Raw genomic sequence first — 21,153 nt, 5'->3', positions numbered from 1 at the left:
TTCTCTTTCTACTTTAAACGGGTTATCTATTTGTTTAGTTGGTAAACTAACGTTGATTTGCCTGAGTTATTGTTTCCACTCTGTGAGGTATTCAATGGGTTTTCGCTGACCCTTGGGCCATTCGACAGCTGGATAACCCAGGTAAAACAAGCCAACACAGCGTTGTCCTTTTCCCAAACCCAAAAAATCATTGAAGCGTTCGGATTTCATTATAGCCGGAGTGGACCAGAATGCCCCGATTCCTTGTGCTGTTGCTGTTAAGTGCATATTTTGAATGGCGCATGAGATTGCAGCAAAATCATCTTCTTCTGAAATCCGGGTATCTTCTTCCCGGTTTAAAACAACTGCGATCACGGCACTGGCCATTTTGGGTCTGCTCATTAGCTTTCCCAGTTTGCTGTCCACTTGTTTTTCCTTTGGAATTTCTGAAAGGTAAATGCTTCCCAGGGTTTCTGACAAGTCATTCAATGCATTTTCCCTGAAAACAATGAATCTCCATGGCTGCGTCATTCCATGAGTTGGCGCCCAAACTGCATTGTTCAGCAAAAGTTCTATTTGCTCTTTGTGAATTTTTCGAGTACTGTATTGTTCCGGGTAAATGGTTCTTCGATCGCGAATAATCGCTGTTACTTCACTTAGATTGTAACGCATTCTTTCAATTTTAGTGTAAAAATAACTCGAATTCGCGAATAACAATGAACCTTTCTAAGCTGAGTTTGAAATAAGAACTCTTATTTAGCGATCGGTTCCGTTCCCTTCTTTAAGTGCTTTCTGGATCATAAAGAAGGTTTTGTCAATGGTTTCATATGAACCATTCGGCATTGGCCCCAAAGCAGGAGCGCTTACCACATAACCGAAGGGGTCGATCAACAGGTAATAGGGATAATTGACCACATTGTAGTTTTTGAAAATGGAATTACTCTCTTTACCCGAAATAACCGTCCAGGGAAGTTCGTTTTTTAATTTAGCCAGATCAATCCCGCTTTTATCCTTGTAGACCATTACAAAGTTGATATTCTCTTTGTAACGTTCATAAATAGGTTTCAAAAGATTCATTTGCTTCATATTATCCAGGCTCGTGGGATCTACGAAAAATAAATAGAGGTATTTCTTTTGAAAATTCTGGAGGGTAAGGTCCTTGTTTTCATCTTTAATCAGGAAATCCGGAGCTTTGGATCCCTGGCTTAATTCTGTTAGCCGAAAACGGATATTCTGGGCAATGATCTTGTTTTCAGGATACAATGCGTTTTTCGAAATACTGTCGAGAATCGTCAGGATATTGGTTTGCGGATAATCCTTTTCATAGTAACACTCCGAAAGCGTTTTCAGCATGACCAACTCCCGAAGTTTGTATTGTTTGGTTAATGTGTATTCCTGGGAAAGTGCTTTGGCAATCACGGTCGGACTTGACTTCAATATTCCCAGATATACCTTATTATTCAATTCTGAATTGATACGTGGGAGTAATTTTTCATAGAAATGCAGAATATACTGCATGTAGGCTTCGTTTTGATAGTAAACCGGGGTCGAACGGATGTAGAAATCAAATTTTTCATATTGATTCCGGCTTCCTACAAAGCGCAGATCATCCAGTTTTGCAATGGTATATCTCCTGTGATAATTAAAGTATTTATCAGTTGTGTCAGCCTTGTAGTATTTTTCGACATCCAGTTTAAAGGTATCGAGTCTGGCAACAAAGTATTTCGAATCTGCATTATGTTTGGTATAGTACCTGGCAACAAATTCATCGTTCCATCTGTTAAATTCCAGGATTTTATAGTTGATATCCTCTTTTCCCAAATTGAAGAAAACGAGTTCTACGTTGTTCCCGGATGGATTATACGGATCGTATTTATTTATTTCGGGGAATAGCACATCGTATTTTCCCCCAGGGTTTGCAAACAAATTTGCTTTGTTATTCCCGGATTTCAAAATCAGTTTACGGGTTTCATCCAAATTAAAGACAAGACTGAATGTACTGTCGGGTTTCACGGTTGATGAAGCTATTCGCTCTTCCCGAAGCGTAATAAAATCAGAAATCTGGTAAACTTCTATTTCTTTTCCCGCGTATGCAGGTGCAAAACCCGTTATTTCAGTTAGGGATTGACCATAGACCTGGGAAAATACAATGGAAACGAATAAGAGGATGCAATACTTGTTCATGTCTAATTAACGAGCTGTTCGAAATTTGTTACATACTTATCAATTTTCCCGCCATTTTTATAGATTTCCCGGATAATGGTTGCATTGATCGCGAAAAGAGAAGTGTCAGGGATTAAAAAAACAGTTTCGATCTCAGTCATTGAACGGTTCATTAATGCGATCGGGACTTCGTAGTTGAAGTCTTTCACATCTCTCAGTCCGCGCAGAATATAGTTACATCCTTCGTCCTGACACATTTCCACAGTCAGTTTTTGGTAGGTGATCACACGAATTTTAGGTTCATCCTTAAAACAGCTTTTGATGTGCTGTAATCTTTTTTCAAGCGGGAATAAATAGTTTTTCGTGGAATTTATTCCAACAGCAATGACTATTTCATCAAATAAGCCAAGACCTTTTCTGATGATATCTTCATGACCTTTGGTAAAGGGATCAAAGGATCCCGGGAAGCATGCACTTTTTTTCATGTCATTCGAATTGAAAGAAACTAAAGTAAACATTACCGAAGTTTCTGGTTTCCAAATATCCGCTTTCCTGTGTCAGATCTGTTTGCTTTCCGTGTTCAATCAAGCAAATTCCGCCCGGATTTAATAGTTTGCGTTCACGAATAATGCGGACTATCGTATCGTGAAACGTCAAGGCGTAGGGTGGATCGGCAAAGATCAGATCAAAGGTCTCGCTGCAATTGTCAAGGTAACCTCGTACTTCGTTTTTAGTGATCAGCCATTCATCTCCGATTCCCAACTCTTTTTTGAGCTTATACATGTATTTGATGCAAACCGGATCTTTATCAAGTGAAGTTACATTTCCGGCTTCCCGTGACAGGAATTCCAATGAAATATTTCCGGTTCCTGCACACAGATCCAATATATTGAGATTGAACAGGCTGTATCTGTTTTCAAGTACGTTGAAGATTCCCTCTTTTGCAAAATCCGTTGTGGGTCTTGAAGGAAAACTTTTAGGAGGACTAAACCTTCTTGCTTTGTAGATACCTCTAACTATACGCACAGTGTCTGATATTGAAGATGAGTGGATGCTTGTATTTCGACTTTCGTTTGTTCAAACAAATTGATTTTCTTTAAATGTGATGCCAGGCGTTTTTGGATACTTTCGATCTGTTCTCCGGTACCATGAATAAATAATTCATTCTTCGAATCTATTTTAAGTTGAGTGAAGACTGTTGCCAAATGGTATACAATGTCTTCCTCCGTCTGGTATTCCTGGATACTCGTGTGAGCAATGTTTCCGTCCTTTCGAACTACTAATGAAAATTGTTCTTCATGCATCACCAAATGGCTGCGCAATGGAATCAGTGAACCGGTAGTCAAATGCCGGAGAAGGTGAGCAATTTCATGTTGAATAACAATTCTTGGCGCTTTGAGGATAAGTACTGATTTTACCCACATCGGGAGTTGGTATATGATTACCGAAGTCCATTCAGGCAGTCGATTGTAATCCGTATCGCTTTTTGAAATCGTTTTGTGGGCAGTATACTGCAGTAAAACTTCCGGTGTTGAGGCTGCAAATAAGGAATTTGGCACCAGGCAAAACTCTTGTGAAAAATAGGAGCAGGAGAAATTTTCGAAACGGTCCAGGTTCCCTATCTTTTCAATTACCTGGGTCAAAACTTCTTTGTAGCCTGTATCGGTTCTTTTCGTACAATTTGCTTTTTCCAATAACTGAATTTCACTTCCGGTAAGCTGGAAAGCTGCAATGCTTTGCTGAGTAATTTCTAGTATTAACTGCACAAAATTGTTTTATACAAATATAGTAAAACTAGCCTGCGTTAAGCTGATTAATCTTAGTGGGCTTATTTTTAGCACGCAGATTCAATAGATTTACGCAGATAGTTATGCACTGGATATTATTTGCAATGAGAGCAATACTTTCCCGAATATTCAGGGTATTAAAATTAACCGATAGTACAAGCTTTGTCAGTAAATCTGCGTGCGCTTATTTTTGAGTGTATGCATTCGTAATTAGAATATGTAATTTTGGAGTATGGATTCAGTTTCTGTTCAAGAGGAGTGTTATCGATTGATCTTGTCTTTTTTTGGACATACGCCAAATGAAGAGCAGGAACTTTTAATTCGTCATCTTTCCAATTTCACTTTTGAGGGAGAGAATCCGGCTTGTTTTATATTGAAAGGGTATGCGGGAACCGGTAAAACAAGTATTCTGGGGGCTTATATTCAGGCATTGAATGTTTTAAAACGAAAAACGGTTTTGATGGCTCCAACCGGAAGAGCTGCGAAAGTACTTTCACTTCGGTCTAAAATGCTTGCCACCACGATTCATAAACGGATCTATTTTACCGGAACCGGCCCGGACGGAACAGTGAAGCTACAGCTTGCTCCGAATAAGTCGAAGAATACTATTTTTATCATTGACGAAGCCTCCATGATAGGAGATTATTCCCTGCAAGCGGATGGAAGTGTTTCGCGAAACTTATTGGAGGATGTATTTCAATATGCTTTGAGCGGGGAGAATTGTAAACTGATCTTATTGGGTGATGAAGGACAGCTTCCGCCGGTGGGTTCGGATGAAAGCCCGGCATTGAGTACAGCTTACATGGATCAGCATTTTCCTTTAGTGAATTTCACGGTTTATGGTTTGACTTCAGTTGTCCGTCAGCGGACCGATTCGGGGATTTTGGAAAATGCTACACGGATTCGCCAGGCACAGGTGAATGAAGAAGTACCGCAGTTGGATTTACAGACTTATCCGGATGTGAAAGCAGTTCCCGGAGACGAGCTGATCGAGAAGATTGAATCTGCTTACAGCAATTATGGGGCAGACGAGGTGATGATCGTTACCCGATCAAATAAACGGGCCAACTTATATAATCAGCATATCCGGAACCGGATTCTGATGATGGAGGAAGAACTGTGCGGCGGGGATTTGCTCATGGTAGTGAAGAACAATTATTTTTGGCTGGATCCTCTCAGTTCTGCCGGATTTATAGCAAACGGGGAATTACTGAAAGTTCATCGTATAAGGAGAGTGGAAGAGTTGTATGGAGTTCGCTTTGCGCACCTGGAAGTTTCCCTGATCGATTACCCGGAATTAGATCGTTTTGATGCGATTGCCTTTATGGAAACCCTGACAATTGAACAACCCAACCTGGACCGCAATTTCCTGAAAAACCTGTTCTTCGAAATTGAAAAGGATTTTTTGCATGAACACAATAAACAAAAGCGCTACCAGGAGATTATGAAATCACCCTATTTCAATGCATTGCAGATTAAGTTTGCTTATGCGGTAACTTGTCATAAATCGCAGGGTGGGCAATGGTCTGTTGTTTTTGTTGATCACGGGTATTTGGAATCCGAACAAGTGGATTTCTCTTTTTTGCGCTGGCTGTATACGGCAGTTACGCGTGCAAGTGAGCAGTTGTATACTGTTAACCTGATGGAGGAATTAATTGAAACAAAGTGATTGCGCGTTGAAAACCTTGACCGAAGCGTCCATGGGAGTCGAAGTCAACTTCTATTTCATATTCAATAACTCCTGCCATCTGAATGAAGTAGGTCCGCAGCTTACTTTTGCGTTATCCAATTGCTTGTTTAACCTGTCAATCACAATTTTAGCTTCCTCTCTGCTCAGGTAAGTTCCGGCAAGTACGTTTAGTTCTGTTTTTAATTTTTGAATTACTGCCGCAGTTCTCAGAGCCGATAAGTAATCGTTTCCGCTTAAATGGTATTTATTCAGTTCTGTTTGAATGGATTGATTCGGTGCTTTTAAATTGGTCTTTACAGGATCTGTGAAGGTGTTGATTTCCAGTAAAATTCCACGGTTAAGAAAAATATTGACCTGGGTTGATCGCAAACGGAGGTTGGAAGAGTCCATTTTAGCTCTTAAGCGCTCTTCATCGGTTCCGCCCTGGTATGCATTCCATTCGGTTCGGTCTGTTGCTCTCACCACATTCGTTCCGTTCCATTTTCCAACTCCCTGTCCGCGGCTGATGACTTCAAAAGGCATTTTTTTATCCAAAAGAGCCTCAAAGAATTGTCTTACCGAAACACTGTCTGAAGGGTGGAACAGCTCATTATTCAAATTCCATTTATTTGATTCGAATTGATCCACTAAGTTCAATTGAACACGTGCATCGAATCCCGGTTTTGAATCTGCAAGGTTTACATGCAGCATTACTTCGTCTGCATTGTCAGAAAGTGGTCCGTCAGGAATAGCGATCAGTCGCACTTCGAACGGTGTTTTCAGGGTGTCTGCCATGAATGTGAACTCCTGGGTGTATAAATCGAAAGTGGAAGAATCTGAAAAGGTATACAGTCCGTCCTTTTCGGTGTAATCCACCCAATGATAGCCCATTGCAGACTTGTAGTTGTCGAGTCTTCTTTGGTAGATTGCCATAAGGTCAATTGCGGCTTTCTTTTCAATCTCCAGGTCAGCGATTATTTTTTTGTAACGTTCGTATTCGCCGTAAAGGTAGATGATGCCTGTCTGTTCTTTTTTGCGTGATTTCTTATCCGAATCTGTTTTTGGTTGTGCTTTGAACTCGCCCCCGGTTGATTTTTTCAGGGCTTTTTTCTTCGCTCTTTTTACAGAAGCAGGGACTTTTGAACTAGTCGAAATCGTTCCCTGGGTCATATCGGAGTACTTGTGCTCGTCCTCGTTAATTTTCTTTTCAGTTTCGTCCTTTTTTCTTTTGGCCGTTTCGATTTCATAATCGTAGCCCTTTTTTCCATAGATCTTGTCCCAGAGTTTGGCAATTTTATCTTTTTCCAATTCGTTGATTACAGTTTGGAAAGTTTTTCCGTCGCTGTAAGTAGAATCTGGGGAAAGGAAACGCGTGTCATTTGATCCGAACAAGTGATAAGACTTTCCGTTTCTTTCAATAACCACAGTTGTTTGCTTTTTCGAATTGTAGCCCCAAACATCAAAATGCAGTTGGGTTAAGCGATTTTCTCCAACTGTTTCAAAATCTATGGTAGGCATTCGCACGGGTTCAAGTGCTGTTTTATTTCGTTTTGACGGGTCAATGATCTTCGCTTCGTATGGGAAAAGCCCGATTGCTTTCGGGAGCCCTTTGTTCCATCTTCCGTTTTCATCTTTTTCCCGTTCGTTCAATAAACCGGATGTTTCCGATCCGTCTCCGGCAGCAATCAGAATATTTCTGAAGACATCAGCCGTTCCTCCCAATTGCAGGAAGATATCATAGGCCCTTCTTTCCACATAGGTATTCACTGCGTAGTTCATTGCCTCGATTGTCACTAACTGATCTTCCACAGACAAGAAATGGAAGGTTGCCAGCATGGCAGCCTTATCGTCGAAGCTGAGACTCGGATTGAGAACAGCGTAGATCTTCTTTTGAATCTCTGTATTCCCGTTTTCAGTTTTCATTGCAGAAGACGGTAGTTTTGATTTTAGAATAGCTTCAAACTGGTTGTAATGTGTCTTGTAACGTTCCAGGTCATTTTCCGACTGGCGGGATGCCAGAAGCATTTTGTTCAATTCCCAGAGGGCCATTTTATTGGCAGCTTCAGCAATGATACCTTTCGGTGATTTTTCTATTTCTCCCTTCCTGATGAAAAGTGAAGTTGGATTATTGATGATATAACTCTCAATGGAATCATAATTTAACTCTTTGTTCATCAGACGGACAAGTGGTCCGGAGTATTCAAAATAGCGGCCAATGCTGTTATCCAGAATAGGGCTTTTCTTGACAATATGAAAAAGGTAAGCACGATCTTCAGCCGTTAAATCATTTGTTCCCTGGCTAAAAGAGGTAAGGCATACCAATGATATCAGAAGGGTATAGACGTATTTCATTCGTTTTGTTATGGAATTCAAATATCTTAATAATTGTTTCGACTAAAATACGTAACAGAAATATTTGTTAACAAAAAACCCAGACTATAAATGCCTGGGTTATTTTTTCTAATGATTAATGATTAATGATTAGAGGAATTCGTTCCCGAATTTCCCGATCACTGTTTATTTCGATATAGTAAACTCCGTTCGAATAAGCATTCAAATCAAAGTCCAGAGTAAATATTCCCGAATAGGATTCATTGAACACCATTTTTCCCTGTGCGTCATAAATAATGATCTGATCCATCGGAGTTCCGCTTGATGTCACTTTGAACTGTCCGTTGTTTGGATTCGGGAATAAAGAAAAGTATGATTTCTCTTCTTCATCAATGCCGGCACAGTCATTTACGTCGAGTGTAGTTTGAGAAGAATTGGAACAATTGTTTACATCCACATAGGTATATGTTACGATAGACGATCCGATACCTGCGTCGGCAGGATCAAAAATATTACCGGTAATTCCGTCACCTGTATAGGTACCTCCCGCTGGTGAACCGTTTGACATTGTAAACGGAGCGCTGAAAGAACACACTGGATCCAGTGGATTGACAGTAACCACCGGGTTCGCATTTATAACTACCGGGATTACCGCTGACGAAGCAATACATCCGTAAACATTTTCAACGGATACCCAGTAATTTCCGGAAACAGTCACGTCCAGTACTTGCCCGACATATCCTGTAGACCAAGTGTTTGTACCTGATCCGGAAGCAAATAAGAATAACTCTTCACCTTCACAAATAGTTGTCGGACCACTTGGTGTAATGATCGGTGTTGCCGGTGATGGATTTACGTTTACAACAACAGGCGCCGAAGGTTGTGAAGGACATCCCGTTTGGTTACCCACAACCGAATATGAACCCGAAGTTGTAACAAGAATAGCTTGTGTCGTAGCTCCGGTTGACCAGGTACTGTTCGGATCTGATGAAGTTAATGTAACACTTGAGCCATCACAAATTGTAGTTGATCCGGACGCAGAGATAGTTGGTATCGAAGATACCGGAATAACCGTTATGGTTATCGGACTACTTGTACTTGAACATCCGTTTCCATTGGTGTGAGTAACGGTATAAGTTCCGCCGGTTGTCACGTTAATGTTTTGCGTGGTTCCCCCGGTTGACCAAGTATTTCCACTTGTATAAGAAGATGTAAGCGTAACAAATGATCCCTGGCAAATAGTTGTAGCACCGCCTGCTGTTATTGATGGAGGAGAAGGATTCGAGAATACATTTACCACTATCGGTGCAGAAGTTGCTGATGCACATCCATTTCCGTCGATATGAATGACACTGTATACGCCACCGGTAGTAACAGTAATGCTTGGCGTCATTGCAGCCGTTGACCATGAGTTCCCAGTCGAATAAGAAGATGTTAAGACAACAGAACCACCCGTACAGAAAGAAGTCGGTCCGCTTGCACTGATAACCGGCGCAGCAGGAATTGCATTTACTGTAATTGTGACCGGAGCTGACGCAGCAGAAACACATCCGTTTCCGTCTGTATGTGTTACGGTGTATGTTCCATTACTGCTTAGTGTTATTGAATTTGCAGTAGATCCGCTTGACCATAAATTATTTGAAGGATAAGAGGAGCTAAGTGTCACATTACCACCGGAACAGAAAGTAGTTGGTCCGTTTGCATTGATAACCGGTGCTGCAGGAACCGGGTTAACTGTTACTACTGTTGGTGAAGAGGAAGGTGATACACATCCGTTTCCGTCAGTTACAGTTACCGAATAGGAACCTGCCGAAGAAACCGATATTGATTGTGTTGATTCACCTGATGACCATAAATTTCCACCCGTCGAAGAAGATGTTAACGTTACCGAAGAACCCGCACAAATTGATTCGCTTGTTCCCGTAACAATCGTTGGTGCAGGAGGCAATGAATTTACCGTAACTGTTTTTGGAGCCGAAGTTCCTGAGCTACATCCGCTTGAAATCACCTGTACCAGGAAAGTTCCGGATGCGTTTACAGTGATGGACTGTGTAGTAGCTCCATTGGACCAAAAGTTATTACTTGGTGAAGATGAGGTTAATGTAACAGACCCACCTGCACAGAATGTTGTTGGCCCGCCAGCTGTAATGGTAGGAACAGCCGGGATAGCGTTCGAAATAACGTTTACAGGTGTTGAGGCCGGTGATGTACAGCCCAATATTGTTTGAGTTACCGTATATGAACCACTGGCACTTACCACAATTGACTGAGTGGTTTCGGTTGTAGACCAGGTGTTTCCTGAAGAGACAGAAGAAGTCAGTACGACTGATCCGCCAGCACAGAAAGTAGTTGGTCCGCCAGCAGTAACTGTTGGTGCCGAAGGAATTGGATTAACCGTAATTGTTTGACTTGCATCCGGACCTGTACATCCCGATTGCGTTACATTCACTGTATAAACACCACTGCTTGAAACAGTGATCGATTGTGTTGTTGCACCTGTTGACCAAAGGTTTCCTGTCGCAGATGAAGAGGTTAATACAACTGAACCGCCTGTACAGAAAGTAGTTGGTCCGCCCGCAGTAATTGTTGGGGCTGCCGGGATCGGGTTAACTGTAACATTTATCACGTTTGATGCAGCAGAAGTACATGGTCCGCTAACAACGCTTACCGAATAAGAACCTGAAGCACTTACTGTAATTGATGGAGTTGTTTCACCTGTCGACCAAAGGTTTCCTGATGTAGCCGAAGAAGTTAATACAACAGAACCACCTGCACAGAAAGTAGTTGGTCCGCCTGCAGTAATTGTTGGTGCAGCAGGTGTAGGGTTTACACTGGTATTTATTGCAGCCGAAATCCCTGAAGAACATCCGGCCAATATTTGTTCTACAGTAAATGAACCGGCAGTTGTTACTGTAATGGATTGCGTTGTTTCACCCGTTGACCAAAGATTGCCGCTGGAAGCAGAGGATGTCAGTACGACTGAACTTCCGGAACAGAAAGTTGTTGACCCACCAGCAGTAATTGTCGGAACTGAAGGAATTGGGTTTACAGTTACGGTTACAGGTGAAGCTGCTGATGTCGTACATCCGAATCCATTGGTAACATTTAAAGAGTAAGACCCGGAAGTTGTCACTGTAATAGACAGCGTGGTCTCACTGGTCGACCAAGTATTTCCGGTAGAAGAAGAAGAAGTCAAAGTTACAGATCCGCCTGCACAGAAAGTCGTTGGTCCGCCTGCAGTAATTGTCGGAACTGAAGGATTCGGATTAACAGTAACAGCTATTGCTGTTGAGTTGCCCGAAGAACAGCCTGAAATGATTTGTTCAACTGTATATGACCCGGCAGTTGTTACTGTAATAGATTGAGTTGTTTCACCTGTCGACCAAAGGTTTCCAGAAGAAGCAGAAGAAGTCAGTATTACTGAACCGCCATCACAGAAAGTTGTTGATCCGGCAGCAGTAACTGTCGGAACTGAAGGAACCGGGGTAACTGTTACTGTTGTAGGCGAAGCAGCAGATGTAGTACATCCGAATCCATTAGTAACATTAAGAGAATACGATCCCGAAGTTGCAACTGTAATAGATTGTGTTGTTTCCCCTGTTGACCAAAGATTTCCTGTCGTCGAAGAAGAAGTTAATACAACAGAACCACCTACACAGAAGCCTGTTGGTCCGCTTGCAGTAATTGTCGGAACAGAAGGATTCGGATTAACAGTAACTGTTTGTGCAACAGAATTACCTGAAGAACATCCTGTCAGAATTTGTTCTACTGTATACGAACCGCTTGTCGTTACCGTGATGGACTGCGTTGTTTCACCTGTCGACCAAAGGTTTCCTGTAGAAGCAGAAGAAGTCAGTATTACCGAACCGCCATTACAGAATGTTGTTGGTCCGCCTGCTGTAATTGTTGGAATCGAAGGAACCGGATTTACCGTTACTGTTGTTGGGGTAGCTGAAGCAGTACAACCAAATCCATTCGTAACGCCAACTGAATAGGATCCGGAAGTTGTAACGGTGATTGATTGTGTTGTTTCACCTGTAGACCACAGGTTTCCACTGGAAGCTGAGGACGTCAGTATTACCGAACCGCCCGCACAGAATGTTGTTGGTCCGCCTGCAGTAATCACAGGTGTTGCTGGAACAGGGTTTACTGTTACTGAAATCACGCTACTTGGTGAGCTCTGACAACCAGATCCGTTTTCATGCTGCACAGAGTAGTTACCGGATACACTTACATTAATCGATTGTGTTGTTTCACCGTTTGACCAGATATAAGCAGAAGCGGGTGAAGTAGTTAATGTTACAGAACCACCGTCACAGAATGTTGTGGGGCCGCCAGCTGAAATGGTTGGAGTGCCAGGAAGCGGATTTACGGTTACATTGGTAGGTGCACTTGATGCACTTAAACATCCTGCAGCATTTGTTACCTGAACAGTATAAGAACCTGATGCAGTAACGGTGATCGATTGAGTTGTTTCACCGGTTGACCACAGGTAAGTAGTTCCAGCACTCGAAGTTAAGATTACGGAACCACCCAGACAGAAATTGACTGTGCTACCGTTAGTAATTGTTGGTGCAGCAGGAGGAGTATTTACTGTTACACTTGTTCCTGCACTTGCTGTACTTTGACAACCTGAAGCATTTGTAATCTGAACAGTGTATGTTCCGGAAGCAGTTACGTTAATGGAAGGAGTTGTAGCTCCGTTCGACCATAAGTAGGAAGTTCCGGCACTTGAAGTCAATGTTACGGAACCACCTGCACAGAAAGTTGTTGGCCCTCCAGGGGTAATCGTTGGAGTGGCAGGTAAAGTATTTACTGTTACTGCTATTGGAGAGCTAAACGGACTTGTACATCCGTTTGCATCCGTAATTTGAACGGTATAAGAACCGGAAGTTGTTGCGTTAATAGAAGCAGTTGCAGCTCCGTTTGACCATAGGTAGGAAGTTCCTGCACTGGAAGTCAGTGTTACAGAACCACCTGCACAGAAAGTCGTTGGTCCGCCCGGAGTAATTGTCGGTGCGGCAGGTAAAGCATTTACAGTTACTACTGTCGGAACACTTGCGGTGCTTTGACAACCAGAAACATTTGTTACCTGAACAGTATATGAACCGGCAGTCGTTACGTTAATAGAAGCAGTTGTAGCTCCATTCGACCATAAGTAGGACGTTCCTGCACTTGAAGTCAGTGTTACAGAACCACCAGTACAGAAAGTTGTCGGACCGCTTGGAGTAATTGTCGGAGGAGCAGGTAAAGCATTTACAGTTACTGCAATTGCAGCACTGGCTGTACTCTGGCATCCTGATGCGTTTGTAATCTGAACAGTATAAGAACCGGAAGTTGTTGCGTTAATGGAAGGCGTCGTAGCTCCGTTTGACCACAGGTAAGTAGTTCCTGCGCTTGAAGTCAATGTTACAGAACCACCCGCACAGAAAGTAGTAGGACCACCCGGAGTAATTGTCGGAGCCGGAGGTCCGCTTGTAACCGTTACAGTTGTTCCTGCACTTGCTGTACTTTGACAACCTGAAGCATTCGTAATCTGAACAGTATATGTTCCTGAAGTTGTCACGTTAATAGAAGCCGTTGTAGCTCCGTTCGACCATAAATAAGAAGTTCCTGCACTTGAAGTTAAAGTAACGGAGTTCCCATTACAAAAAGTAGTAGGACCACCCGGAGTAATTGTCGGAGCGGCAGGTAAAGGATTTACCGTTACTGCTGTCGGAGCACTGGCTGAACTTTGACAACCCGATGCATTTGTTACCTGAACAGTATATGAACCTGCAGCCGTTACGTTAATAGAAGCAGTTGTAGCTCCGTTCGACCATAAGTAAGAAGTTCCTGCACTTGAAGTTAATGTTACAGAACCACCTGCACAGAAAGTAGTTGGTCCGCTTGGAGTAATTGTCGGAGGAGCAGGTAAAGCATTTACTGTTACTACAGTCGGAGCACTTGCCGTGCTTTGACAACCTGAATTCGTTACCTGAACCGTATATGAACCTGAAGTTGTTACGTTAATGGAAGCAGTTGTTGCCCCATTCGACCATAAGTAAGAAGATCCTGCACTTGAAGTCAGTGTTACAGAGCCTCCTGCACAGAAAGTCGTTGGTCCGCCCGGAGTAATCGTCGGAGCGGCAGGTAAAGGATTTACCGTTACAGTAGTTCCCGCACTCGCTGTACTTTGACAACCCGAAGCATTCGTGATTTGAACTGTATAAGTTCCGGAAGTAGTCACGTTAATAGAAGCCGTTGTAGCTCCGTTCGACCACAAGTATGAAGATCCCGCACTGGAAGTAAGAGTTACAGAACCACCTGCACAGAAAGTCGTTGGTCCGCCCGGAGTAATTGTCGGAGCGGCAGGTAAAGCGTTTACCGTTACTGCTGTCGGAGCACTGGCTGAACTTTGACAACCTGAAGCATTTGTTACCTGAACTGTATAAGTTCCGGCAGTTGTTACGTTAATAGAAGCCGTTGTAGCTCCATTCGACCATAGATATGAAGTTCCGGCACTTGAAGTCAGGGTCACAGAACCACCTGCACAGAAAGTTGTTGGTCCGCCAGGAGTAATTGTCGGAGTTGCAGGCATTGCATTTACCGTTACTGTTGTTCCTGCACTTGCAGCACTTTGACAACCGGCAGCATTCGTTACCTGAACCGTATAAGTTCCGGCAGTTGTTACGTTAATAGAAGCCGTTGTAGCCCCGTTCGACCATAAATAAGAAGTTCCTGCACTTGAAGTCAGGGTTACAGAACCACCCGCACAGAATGTTGTCGGTCCGCCCGGAGTGATCGTCGGAGTTGCAGGAGTTGATCCTGCAGTTACCGTTACTGTTGCTGAATTGCCGGAAACGCAGGAACCGTTATCCAGGTGAACAAAATAAGATCCGGGAGTATTTACTACAATCGATTGTGTTGTAGCTCCGGTTGACCAGATATTGTTGGTTGCTGAAGAAGATGTTAAAGTGACTGATCCGCTCGGACATAGTGTTACCGGTCCGGCAGGTGAGATGGTAGGAGTACTTAATGTTCCCCCAACTGTTACAGTAATAACATTGGATGTTAGGGTAGGACAGCCTCCTACGATATTCTGTACCGAGTAATTTCCACCGGTAGTTACAGTAATAGAAGGAGTAGTTGCTCCGTTCGACCAAAGAATATTTGTTGTGACATTAGAAGTAAGAATTACAGAACCACCGGTACAGAAGGTTGTTGGTCCGCCGGCAGTAATTACCGGAGTCTGACTCGCAGTTACCGTTATTCCCGCTGACGGTGAAGAAGTACATCCGCCACTTGCATATGTTACCGTATAAACACCGGCAGTTGTAGCAATGTATGTTTGGTTTGTAGCACCTGCGATCAATACATTGTCTTTGTACCACTGATTTCCAGTTGCCTGAGATGAGGTAAGGGTTACGTTACCACCTGAGCAGAATGTTGTTGGTCCGCCGGGAGTAATGGTTGGGGCAGTTGGTCCGGGAGTAACCGTTACTGTGATCGTATCCGATTTAGCCTGACACCAGTCACTCCATGAAGAAGAAGTAAGGACATAATAAGGTCCTGTTGTAGTTGCAGAGATTGACGGTGTTGTTTCACTGTTCGGATCCCAGTCATACCAATAAGTAGCAGGAGTAGAAGTCAATGTAACACTGTTTCCGCTGCAAAAAGTAGTTGGTCCGCCTGCAGTAATTATCGGAGTAGTATTTAAATGTAACGTAAAACTGTTAGATGCTTTGTTCGGCACAATCACATCAACCCGGCCATCATTATTGAAATCTGCAACGGCCAAACCTGAGGCATCAACTTCCGAGGCGAAGCCAAAACTAGGAGTGCTTAATACATAGCCTGCATCCACGCCGAAATTCGTTGCAACAGCTACTGTTAATGTACCTACAGCTGCTCCACCATTGTTAAAAACACCTAATACATCCAGTTTTCCATCGTTGTTAACATCTACTATTTTTATCCCGCTGATTGTACCCGCAACGCCTGGTATAAGTGTTGCATTCATAATACCGGGTGTATTTACTGTAGAACTACCACTTGTTGTTGCAGGATTAGCAGTTTTGCCAATATCTCCACTTCTTCCGACAAGGACATCTTTATCTCCATCTCCGTCCAGGTCAGCAGATTCTAAAGCTGTAATAAACGAATAGGTTGCACTTCCGGTTCCAACATTTCCATTGGCTGCGAGCGAACCGGTTCCATTTCCTTTGAATCTTAACAGTTGTGTATTTGCATTATGACCGACAAGTACATCGTTCAAACCATCATTATCGTAATCAGTGATCAATACTGCATATGGCGAAGCACTGGTTGCTGTAGGCACTGCGGTATTAAAAGAAGTACCGGCATTGGAAGTTAAAGTCGAAATATTGGAGCTTCCGGAGTTACTTACCACGATATCCGCGAAGGCATCCCCATTCAAATGACCTATTTTAGCCTGAACGGGAGTTGTTCCAACAGCATACGTTGTTCCTGCAGAAAAAGTACCGCTTCCGGTACCATAAAACACACTGATATTATTACTTCCGGTATTTACAACTACCAGATCCATTGAACCATTGTTGTTCAAATCTGCTCCTATAATATGGACAGGAGTTGTTCCGGTGGCCAGCGTTGCTCCTGTAGTGAAATTCCCAGCACCATTCCCCAAATAGATTTGTACACTGTTCAGAGTGGAATGAGTAATGGCCGCATCCTGGTTTCCGTCGCCATTAAAATCTGCTGCGAAAGCCGAGCTTGGGCTGGCAGCTATATCAAATAAGTTGGTTTGTAAGTAATTATGCGAAGCATTTCCTATAAATGAATTAATGTATGGCCCTGAATTTTGAGCTGTTACAATGTCCGCATAAGTGTCGGCTGTAAAATGACCAACAACCAGGGCACGTGGATTTCCTGCAGCCTGAGCTGTTTGGTAGAGATTCAATACACCGCCACTGCTTCCAAAGAAAACAGAGATGGTACTGGCTCCCATGTTCGTGACTACAATATCTTTGAATCCATCCTGGTTGATATCAAAATTATCAATTCCATCAGGCCCGGCTTCCGTTGTATACAATGCATGAAAGGTCAAAGTGCCGGATCCATCATTTTTTAGGACAGAAATATTATTACTGCCCTTATTTGAGGCAACAACATCCGTGTCCCCGTCATTATCAATATCACACAGGGTTAAATCTGCTGCGGTTGTTCCTGTTGTAGAAATAGCAGTACCTGTGAAGAAGTTACCCAAACTTCCGTTGTTGTTTCTTGAAATATAAATACCACTACCTGTGTATGAAACCACATCCAAATGGTTATCACCATCCATGTCAGCAACTTCCATATTTTGAATAGATGCGGAAATAGTAAATGGAGTAGAAGTAAATAAAGTAGGATTTCCTACCGTTCCTTTAAACAAAGTGAACTGAGAAGTTGCTGTAGTTGCCACAACGTCCATGGCACCGTCTTCATTGAAGTCTCCCAATGCCATGTATTTCGCACTCGTAAGGGTTAATGAAGTGATACTGTCAAAAATACCATTTCCCTGACCGTGGTAAATGTAAACTCCCGTTTGATTTGCAAAAGCGATATCCAGGTTCCCATCATTGTTAAAATCAGTGCTTTTAATATCCTGGGGTAAATTTCCTGAAGTACAATTTCCGATTGCTGTTCCGAATTTTCCATTCCCCAATCCTTTTTGGAAATAAAAACGTTTCTGTCCGGCACCGCTGGTGTAAGCTGTGGTAACAACATCCAGTTTTCCGTCGTTGTCAAAATCCCCTTTGGTAATTCCGCGGGATTGAGAATTGGGTCTGCTAAAAGAAAAATCATTTCTGGAGCTAAAACAGGCGTTGGAAACCTGAGACCAGTTAAAGGACGCTATCATGGAGAGTGATAGTGCTAAAAGTAGTTTTTTCATATTCGTTTAGTCAAGGTAACAGGAAGTTGTGTATTAGTTTTTAGTTTTTACACGCGAAGATAGTTTTTTTTTAACAAAATATTACGCACACTTGCGATTAATCAAGGATTGCTAAATCGAATTATCTCCGAAGCGTTAGTTTTTCAGTATACATTCGACGAAAAAAAAATCAAAAGGTTGTATTTTTGTTAAAAATGAAACAAAATTAATTGATAATTCAATTAAAACAAACTATTCACTTATTTTCGCTTCCATGCAAGACAAAATTACTTTTCAATTTGTAAGCGAACCAACCGATGTGAATTTTGGAGGCAAGGTTCACGGAGGCGCTGTGATGAAATGGATCGATCAGGCAGCATATGCCTGTGCTTCTACCTGGTCGGAAGGATACTGCGTAACGGTTTATGTTGGCGGGATCCGTTTCTTTAAACCTATTCATATCGGGAGTTTGGTGAAAATCCAGGCACGGGTGATCTATACGGGGAAATCCAGTATTCATATTGGTGTGGATGTATTTTCCCGCAAGATGAGCGAAGCAAAATACGAAAAGACAACCCACTGTGTGATTGTCTTTGTTTCTGTAGATGAAGAAGGAAATCCCAAAGCAACGAACCAGTGGATTCCCAATAGCGAACGCGAGATGCAATTACAGCAATACGCCAAGCGCTTAATGGAGCTTCGCAAGGATATTGAAGTGGAGATGGGGCCGCATTTGAAGGACTTATTTTGATCTCGACTCCGCTCGATCACCATGAACTCCCTGCTAAAAAGGTGACTGAATGTTTGCGATAAAGCTATAGCATAGGCGCAGCGGAGTCGAAGTTACCTTTGAACTTTTTAAGATTGCTGGAGGAAAGTTTTGTATTTCTTTCCTGTCCAGTAGATAACCAGGCTGTTGGTGTCGCTGCGGATCAATTGAATTGCCGGGAGTTTTAAGCTGATCTTTTTCTTGTCCCCGTCGTTCATAATGTATTTATTCCGGTAGATGAACCAGCGTTTTGTCCAGGAAAGTGAAGTTCCCATATCTGTGGAGGTTCCGCAACCAATGACATAAACCAGGTTCTTAACATTGTTAACGATCATTACGCCCCGCGTTTTATCGATCTTGTTCTCTACAAAAAAGGCGATGTCTACCTGGCCGTCTCCCGTGAAATCAGCTTCAAAATAGAAGGGATTGAAATCCGTTAGAATCTGGTGTTTCTGGGCTATTTCCGATTTCTCCAAAACAGGCTTTACCCAGTTGGGGATATTGTTCTGGATCAACAGGGAATCTGTTTCGGAGAAGGAATAAGCGGACAGGAGAAGCATGTAAATAAACAGACTAAATGGTGCAATTGTTTTCATAAAACTGAGATTAGAGTTAAACTAAATCTAAGTTTTTTGAAGCTGTCTGTTTAATCAAAAACCTGAACGGTTATAGCTGTTTACTCAAATGGTGTTTATCTCCATTAATTGATTCTTGGAACATTTAATTGGTATGGAAAATCCTTGCTGCTTAGTGTTTGCTGAATCACCATCAAGGAAAGTTCCATCAGTTCGTTGTTTTTGAAGATGATCCCGTCGGCACCGGCATCCAAACAAGAACGGAGGATATATGAATTATTTTCATCTGTGACAATATACACTTTAGCCAGGGAAGTTTTCCTTTTGATCTTGTCCATGATGTCGAGCCCGGTAAGATTTGACCCCAGGTTGTAATCGAGGAACACGATCGAATGAATTCCCGGCAGATCAGAAAGGAAATCTTTGGAATCCGTATATGTGCTGATCTTGAAATGATTTTGGTGCATGGAATAGGCGCTGAGCAGTTCACGTTCTAACTGTAATTTATACAAAGTCGTATAAAAGGGGTTGTCGTCTAGTACCTGAATGCGTAGTCCGAAGAATGGGTGCTTTTCCATGACATTTGTTTTTAGTTTGTTTTGTGTTGCTGCTTATTTTTAGCGCGCTGAGTGATCTATATTGATTATGATGTCCTCGCGGTTGAACGTTTTAGCATGTCAACATCGATCTCTTTCCGAAATTCATACCGCGATCTGTGAAGGAATGTTAAAGCCCTTTAGCTGTAAGGTTTATAGGGTAGGAGAGGGTATATGCCAAATAAACAAGGCGGTCGTTTTGGAAGGGGCTTTTTCAAAATGAAAATTGAATGATTGAATTTGTTTAGAATTCTCCTCCTATTCTGTTCGCTCTCGCTCTGAAACATGCTAAACATTCAATTGATTATGTTGGCCTTTGTAGAAATAAAACAGTATTATATTATTACCTTTAAACTTTAGCATACTCTGTTACAGCGAAAAATTTATTTAGACATTTTTTTACCATTATGGATCAGATTTACAAGAATTTTTACCAGCATTTTTACTTAAGAACGGGAGGGTTTCTACCTACAAAGCCATTAAATCAAAATCTATTTCCTGGAGATTACTTCCAAATAATTAATGGAGAAATAGTGTTGCTGGGCAACTTATACCGCAAAGAAATCATTGATCCAAAAAAGGTGAAATTGAGCACAGCCATTACTCTAAATGCTACAAGCTGGAATTTCAGTGATGGTGTCTCGAAACCTTATTCAGGAAGATGGAGTGGACAAGGCGCCGTCACTGGAGAATTTGAATTTAGCAAACAGGTACTGAAGTTTGCGAATAAAGGGAGTTTCTGCTTTCGTGCTAAAGAACCTGTATCTATAAAGATGAGTAACTGGAATGATATACAACAAGAATTAATCATAAAACTCACCCATTCTTTGTTTTCATTCAGAGAACTTTATATAGTAACCGAAAGTGCCACAGCTACAAGTACTACATTAGCCATTGCTGGCGAATCGGATGCTGAACTGGAATTAGCAACTGAGCAGGAAAACTTTGGGCTGGTAGATATTTTTGGGTGTCCATCTACTAAAACAATACAATCTAAAGATATTGAATACTATCATTGTGAAACCAGAAGAAAGCCAGCCTATTTCAAAGCTAAAAAACTAATGGTTCAAGAAGAAAAATTATCCGCTTTTGTCAGTAATTTTATGGTTAATTCATCCAATCCTAGCGAATGGGTCGATCAATTTTTCAATACTACCTTCCATCATGAGGTTGATTACAGCTCATCAATTGACAGCAGAAACGCTCAGGGTGTGTTTTTAGATATGCTGCACGCCAGCGAATTGAATTCAGACACAGCATTGTTGTATTATAAATGGGCAGACACCAACTTAGACGATGTGGAGAAATTATTTGGAAACTAATCCATGATTTTAGCTAGGTAAAATTTGAATATTATTACTTATAGTGAGATAGGAACGTTTATTTTCAACTCGTTCACCTCGTAAAAGC

Annotated in this window: 12 protein-coding genes; 3 read left to right on the top strand and 9 right to left on the bottom strand. The window is 42.1% G+C overall.

What is annotated here, in order from left to right; all coding sequences use genetic code 11:
- Positions 1–66: 66 nt before the first annotated feature.
- The 5 genes from K0S23_RS05260 to K0S23_RS05240 all read right to left on the bottom strand — a co-directional run bounded on the left by K0S23_RS05260 (position 67) and on the right by K0S23_RS05240 (position 3,908).
- Positions 67–651: a nitroreductase gene (locus tag K0S23_RS05260; protein ID WP_300355271.1), complete on the bottom strand. Its 585-nt coding sequence runs from the start codon at positions 649–651 to the stop codon at positions 67–69.
- An 84-nt stretch (positions 652–735) separates the two neighbouring features.
- The gene (locus tag K0S23_RS05255) at positions 736–2,163 is read right to left on the bottom strand and encodes a redoxin domain-containing protein (RefSeq protein ID WP_300355268.1); all 1,428 of its coding nucleotides are present in this window, start codon (positions 2,161–2,163) and stop codon (positions 736–738) included.
- Positions 2,164–2,165: 2 nt separating this feature from the next.
- Positions 2,166–2,627 (bottom strand): pantetheine-phosphate adenylyltransferase, encoded by a 462-nt coding sequence (gene coaD / locus K0S23_RS05250; RefSeq protein ID WP_300355265.1) that lies wholly within the window; start codon positions 2,625–2,627, stop codon positions 2,166–2,168.
- A 1-nt stretch (position 2,628) separates the two neighbouring features.
- Complete coding sequence (locus K0S23_RS05245; protein WP_300355263.1) at positions 2,629–3,168, bottom strand: RsmD family RNA methyltransferase; 540 nt, start codon at positions 3,166–3,168, stop codon at positions 2,629–2,631.
- On the bottom strand, positions 3,159–3,908 hold the full coding sequence (locus K0S23_RS05240) for a DUF3822 family protein (RefSeq protein ID WP_300355261.1): 750 nt from the start codon (positions 3,906–3,908) through the stop codon (positions 3,159–3,161). Before K0S23_RS05240 ends, K0S23_RS05245 begins: the two co-directional genes overlap by 10 nt.
- Positions 3,909–4,161: 253 nt before the next feature.
- On the opposite strand from K0S23_RS05240, the gene K0S23_RS05235 reads away from it, so the two are divergent.
- Positions 4,162–5,598, top strand: coding sequence for an AAA family ATPase (locus tag K0S23_RS05235; protein WP_300355259.1), 1,437 nt, complete (start codon positions 4,162–4,164; stop codon positions 5,596–5,598).
- 51 nt (positions 5,599–5,649) lie between these two features.
- Here K0S23_RS05235 and K0S23_RS05230 read toward each other — a convergent pair whose 3' ends face one another.
- Positions 5,650–7,950 (bottom strand): hypothetical protein, encoded by a 2,301-nt coding sequence (locus tag K0S23_RS05230; RefSeq protein WP_300355257.1) that lies wholly within the window; start codon positions 7,948–7,950, stop codon positions 5,650–5,652.
- Positions 7,951–8,065: 115 nt separating this feature from the next.
- Positions 8,066–17,824 carry an FG-GAP-like repeat-containing protein gene (locus K0S23_RS05225; RefSeq protein ID WP_300355255.1) on the bottom strand — a complete coding sequence of 3,253 codons (9,759 nt, stop codon included), beginning with the start codon at positions 17,822–17,824 and terminating at the stop codon, positions 8,066–8,068.
- 253 nt (positions 17,825–18,077) lie between these two features.
- Here K0S23_RS05225 and K0S23_RS05220 point away from each other — a divergent pair, with 253 nt between their 5' ends.
- Positions 18,078–18,554 carry an acyl-CoA thioesterase gene (locus K0S23_RS05220; RefSeq protein ID WP_300355253.1) on the top strand — a complete coding sequence of 159 codons (477 nt, stop codon included), beginning with the start codon at positions 18,078–18,080 and terminating at the stop codon, positions 18,552–18,554.
- 107 nt (positions 18,555–18,661) lie between these two features.
- Here K0S23_RS05220 and K0S23_RS05215 read toward each other — a convergent pair whose 3' ends face one another.
- The gene (locus K0S23_RS05215) at positions 18,662–19,168 is read right to left on the bottom strand and encodes a hypothetical protein (protein WP_300355251.1); all 507 of its coding nucleotides are present in this window, start codon (positions 19,166–19,168) and stop codon (positions 18,662–18,664) included.
- A gap of 104 nt (positions 19,169–19,272) precedes the next feature.
- Positions 19,273–19,725: a response regulator gene (locus tag K0S23_RS05210; protein WP_300355249.1), complete on the bottom strand. Its 453-nt coding sequence runs from the start codon at positions 19,723–19,725 to the stop codon at positions 19,273–19,275.
- A 425-nt stretch (positions 19,726–20,150) separates the two neighbouring features.
- Here K0S23_RS05210 and K0S23_RS05205 point away from each other — a divergent pair, with 425 nt between their 5' ends.
- The gene (locus K0S23_RS05205) at positions 20,151–21,065 is read left to right on the top strand and encodes a hypothetical protein (RefSeq protein ID WP_300355247.1); all 915 of its coding nucleotides are present in this window, start codon (positions 20,151–20,153) and stop codon (positions 21,063–21,065) included.
- Positions 21,066–21,153: the final 88 nt, after the last annotated feature.

The organism is Fluviicola sp., assembly GCF_029266855.1.
Taxonomy (GTDB): domain Bacteria; phylum Bacteroidota; class Bacteroidia; order Flavobacteriales_D; family Crocinitomicaceae; genus Fluviicola.
This window is presented reverse-complemented; position numbering and strand designations above follow the sequence as displayed.

Excerpts from the sequence above, each read along its gene's own strand:
- K0S23_RS05260 (WP_300355271.1), bottom strand. The coding sequence starts at position 651 with ATGCGTTACAATCTAAGTGAAGTAACAGCGATTATTCGCGATCGAAGA.
- K0S23_RS05255 (WP_300355268.1), bottom strand. The coding sequence starts at position 2,163 with ATGAACAAGTATTGCATCCTCTTATTCGTTTCCATTGTATTTTCCCAG.
- coaD (WP_300355265.1), bottom strand. The coding sequence starts at position 2,627 with ATGAAAAAAAGTGCATGCTTCCCGGGATCCTTTGATCCCTTTACCAAA.
- K0S23_RS05235 (WP_300355259.1), top strand. The coding sequence starts at position 4,162 with ATGGATTCAGTTTCTGTTCAAGAGGAGTGTTATCGATTGATCTTGTCT.
- K0S23_RS05230 (WP_300355257.1), bottom strand. The coding sequence starts at position 7,950 with ATGAAATACGTCTATACCCTTCTGATATCATTGGTATGCCTTACCTCT.
- K0S23_RS05225 (WP_300355255.1), bottom strand. The coding sequence starts at position 17,824 with ATGAAAAAACTACTTTTAGCACTATCACTCTCCATGATAGCGTCCTTT.
- K0S23_RS05220 (WP_300355253.1), top strand. The coding sequence starts at position 18,078 with ATGCAAGACAAAATTACTTTTCAATTTGTAAGCGAACCAACCGATGTG.
- K0S23_RS05215 (WP_300355251.1), bottom strand. The coding sequence starts at position 19,168 with ATGAAAACAATTGCACCATTTAGTCTGTTTATTTACATGCTTCTCCTG.
- K0S23_RS05210 (WP_300355249.1), bottom strand. The coding sequence starts at position 19,725 with ATGGAAAAGCACCCATTCTTCGGACTACGCATTCAGGTACTAGACGAC.
- K0S23_RS05205 (WP_300355247.1), top strand. The coding sequence starts at position 20,151 with ATGGATCAGATTTACAAGAATTTTTACCAGCATTTTTACTTAAGAACG.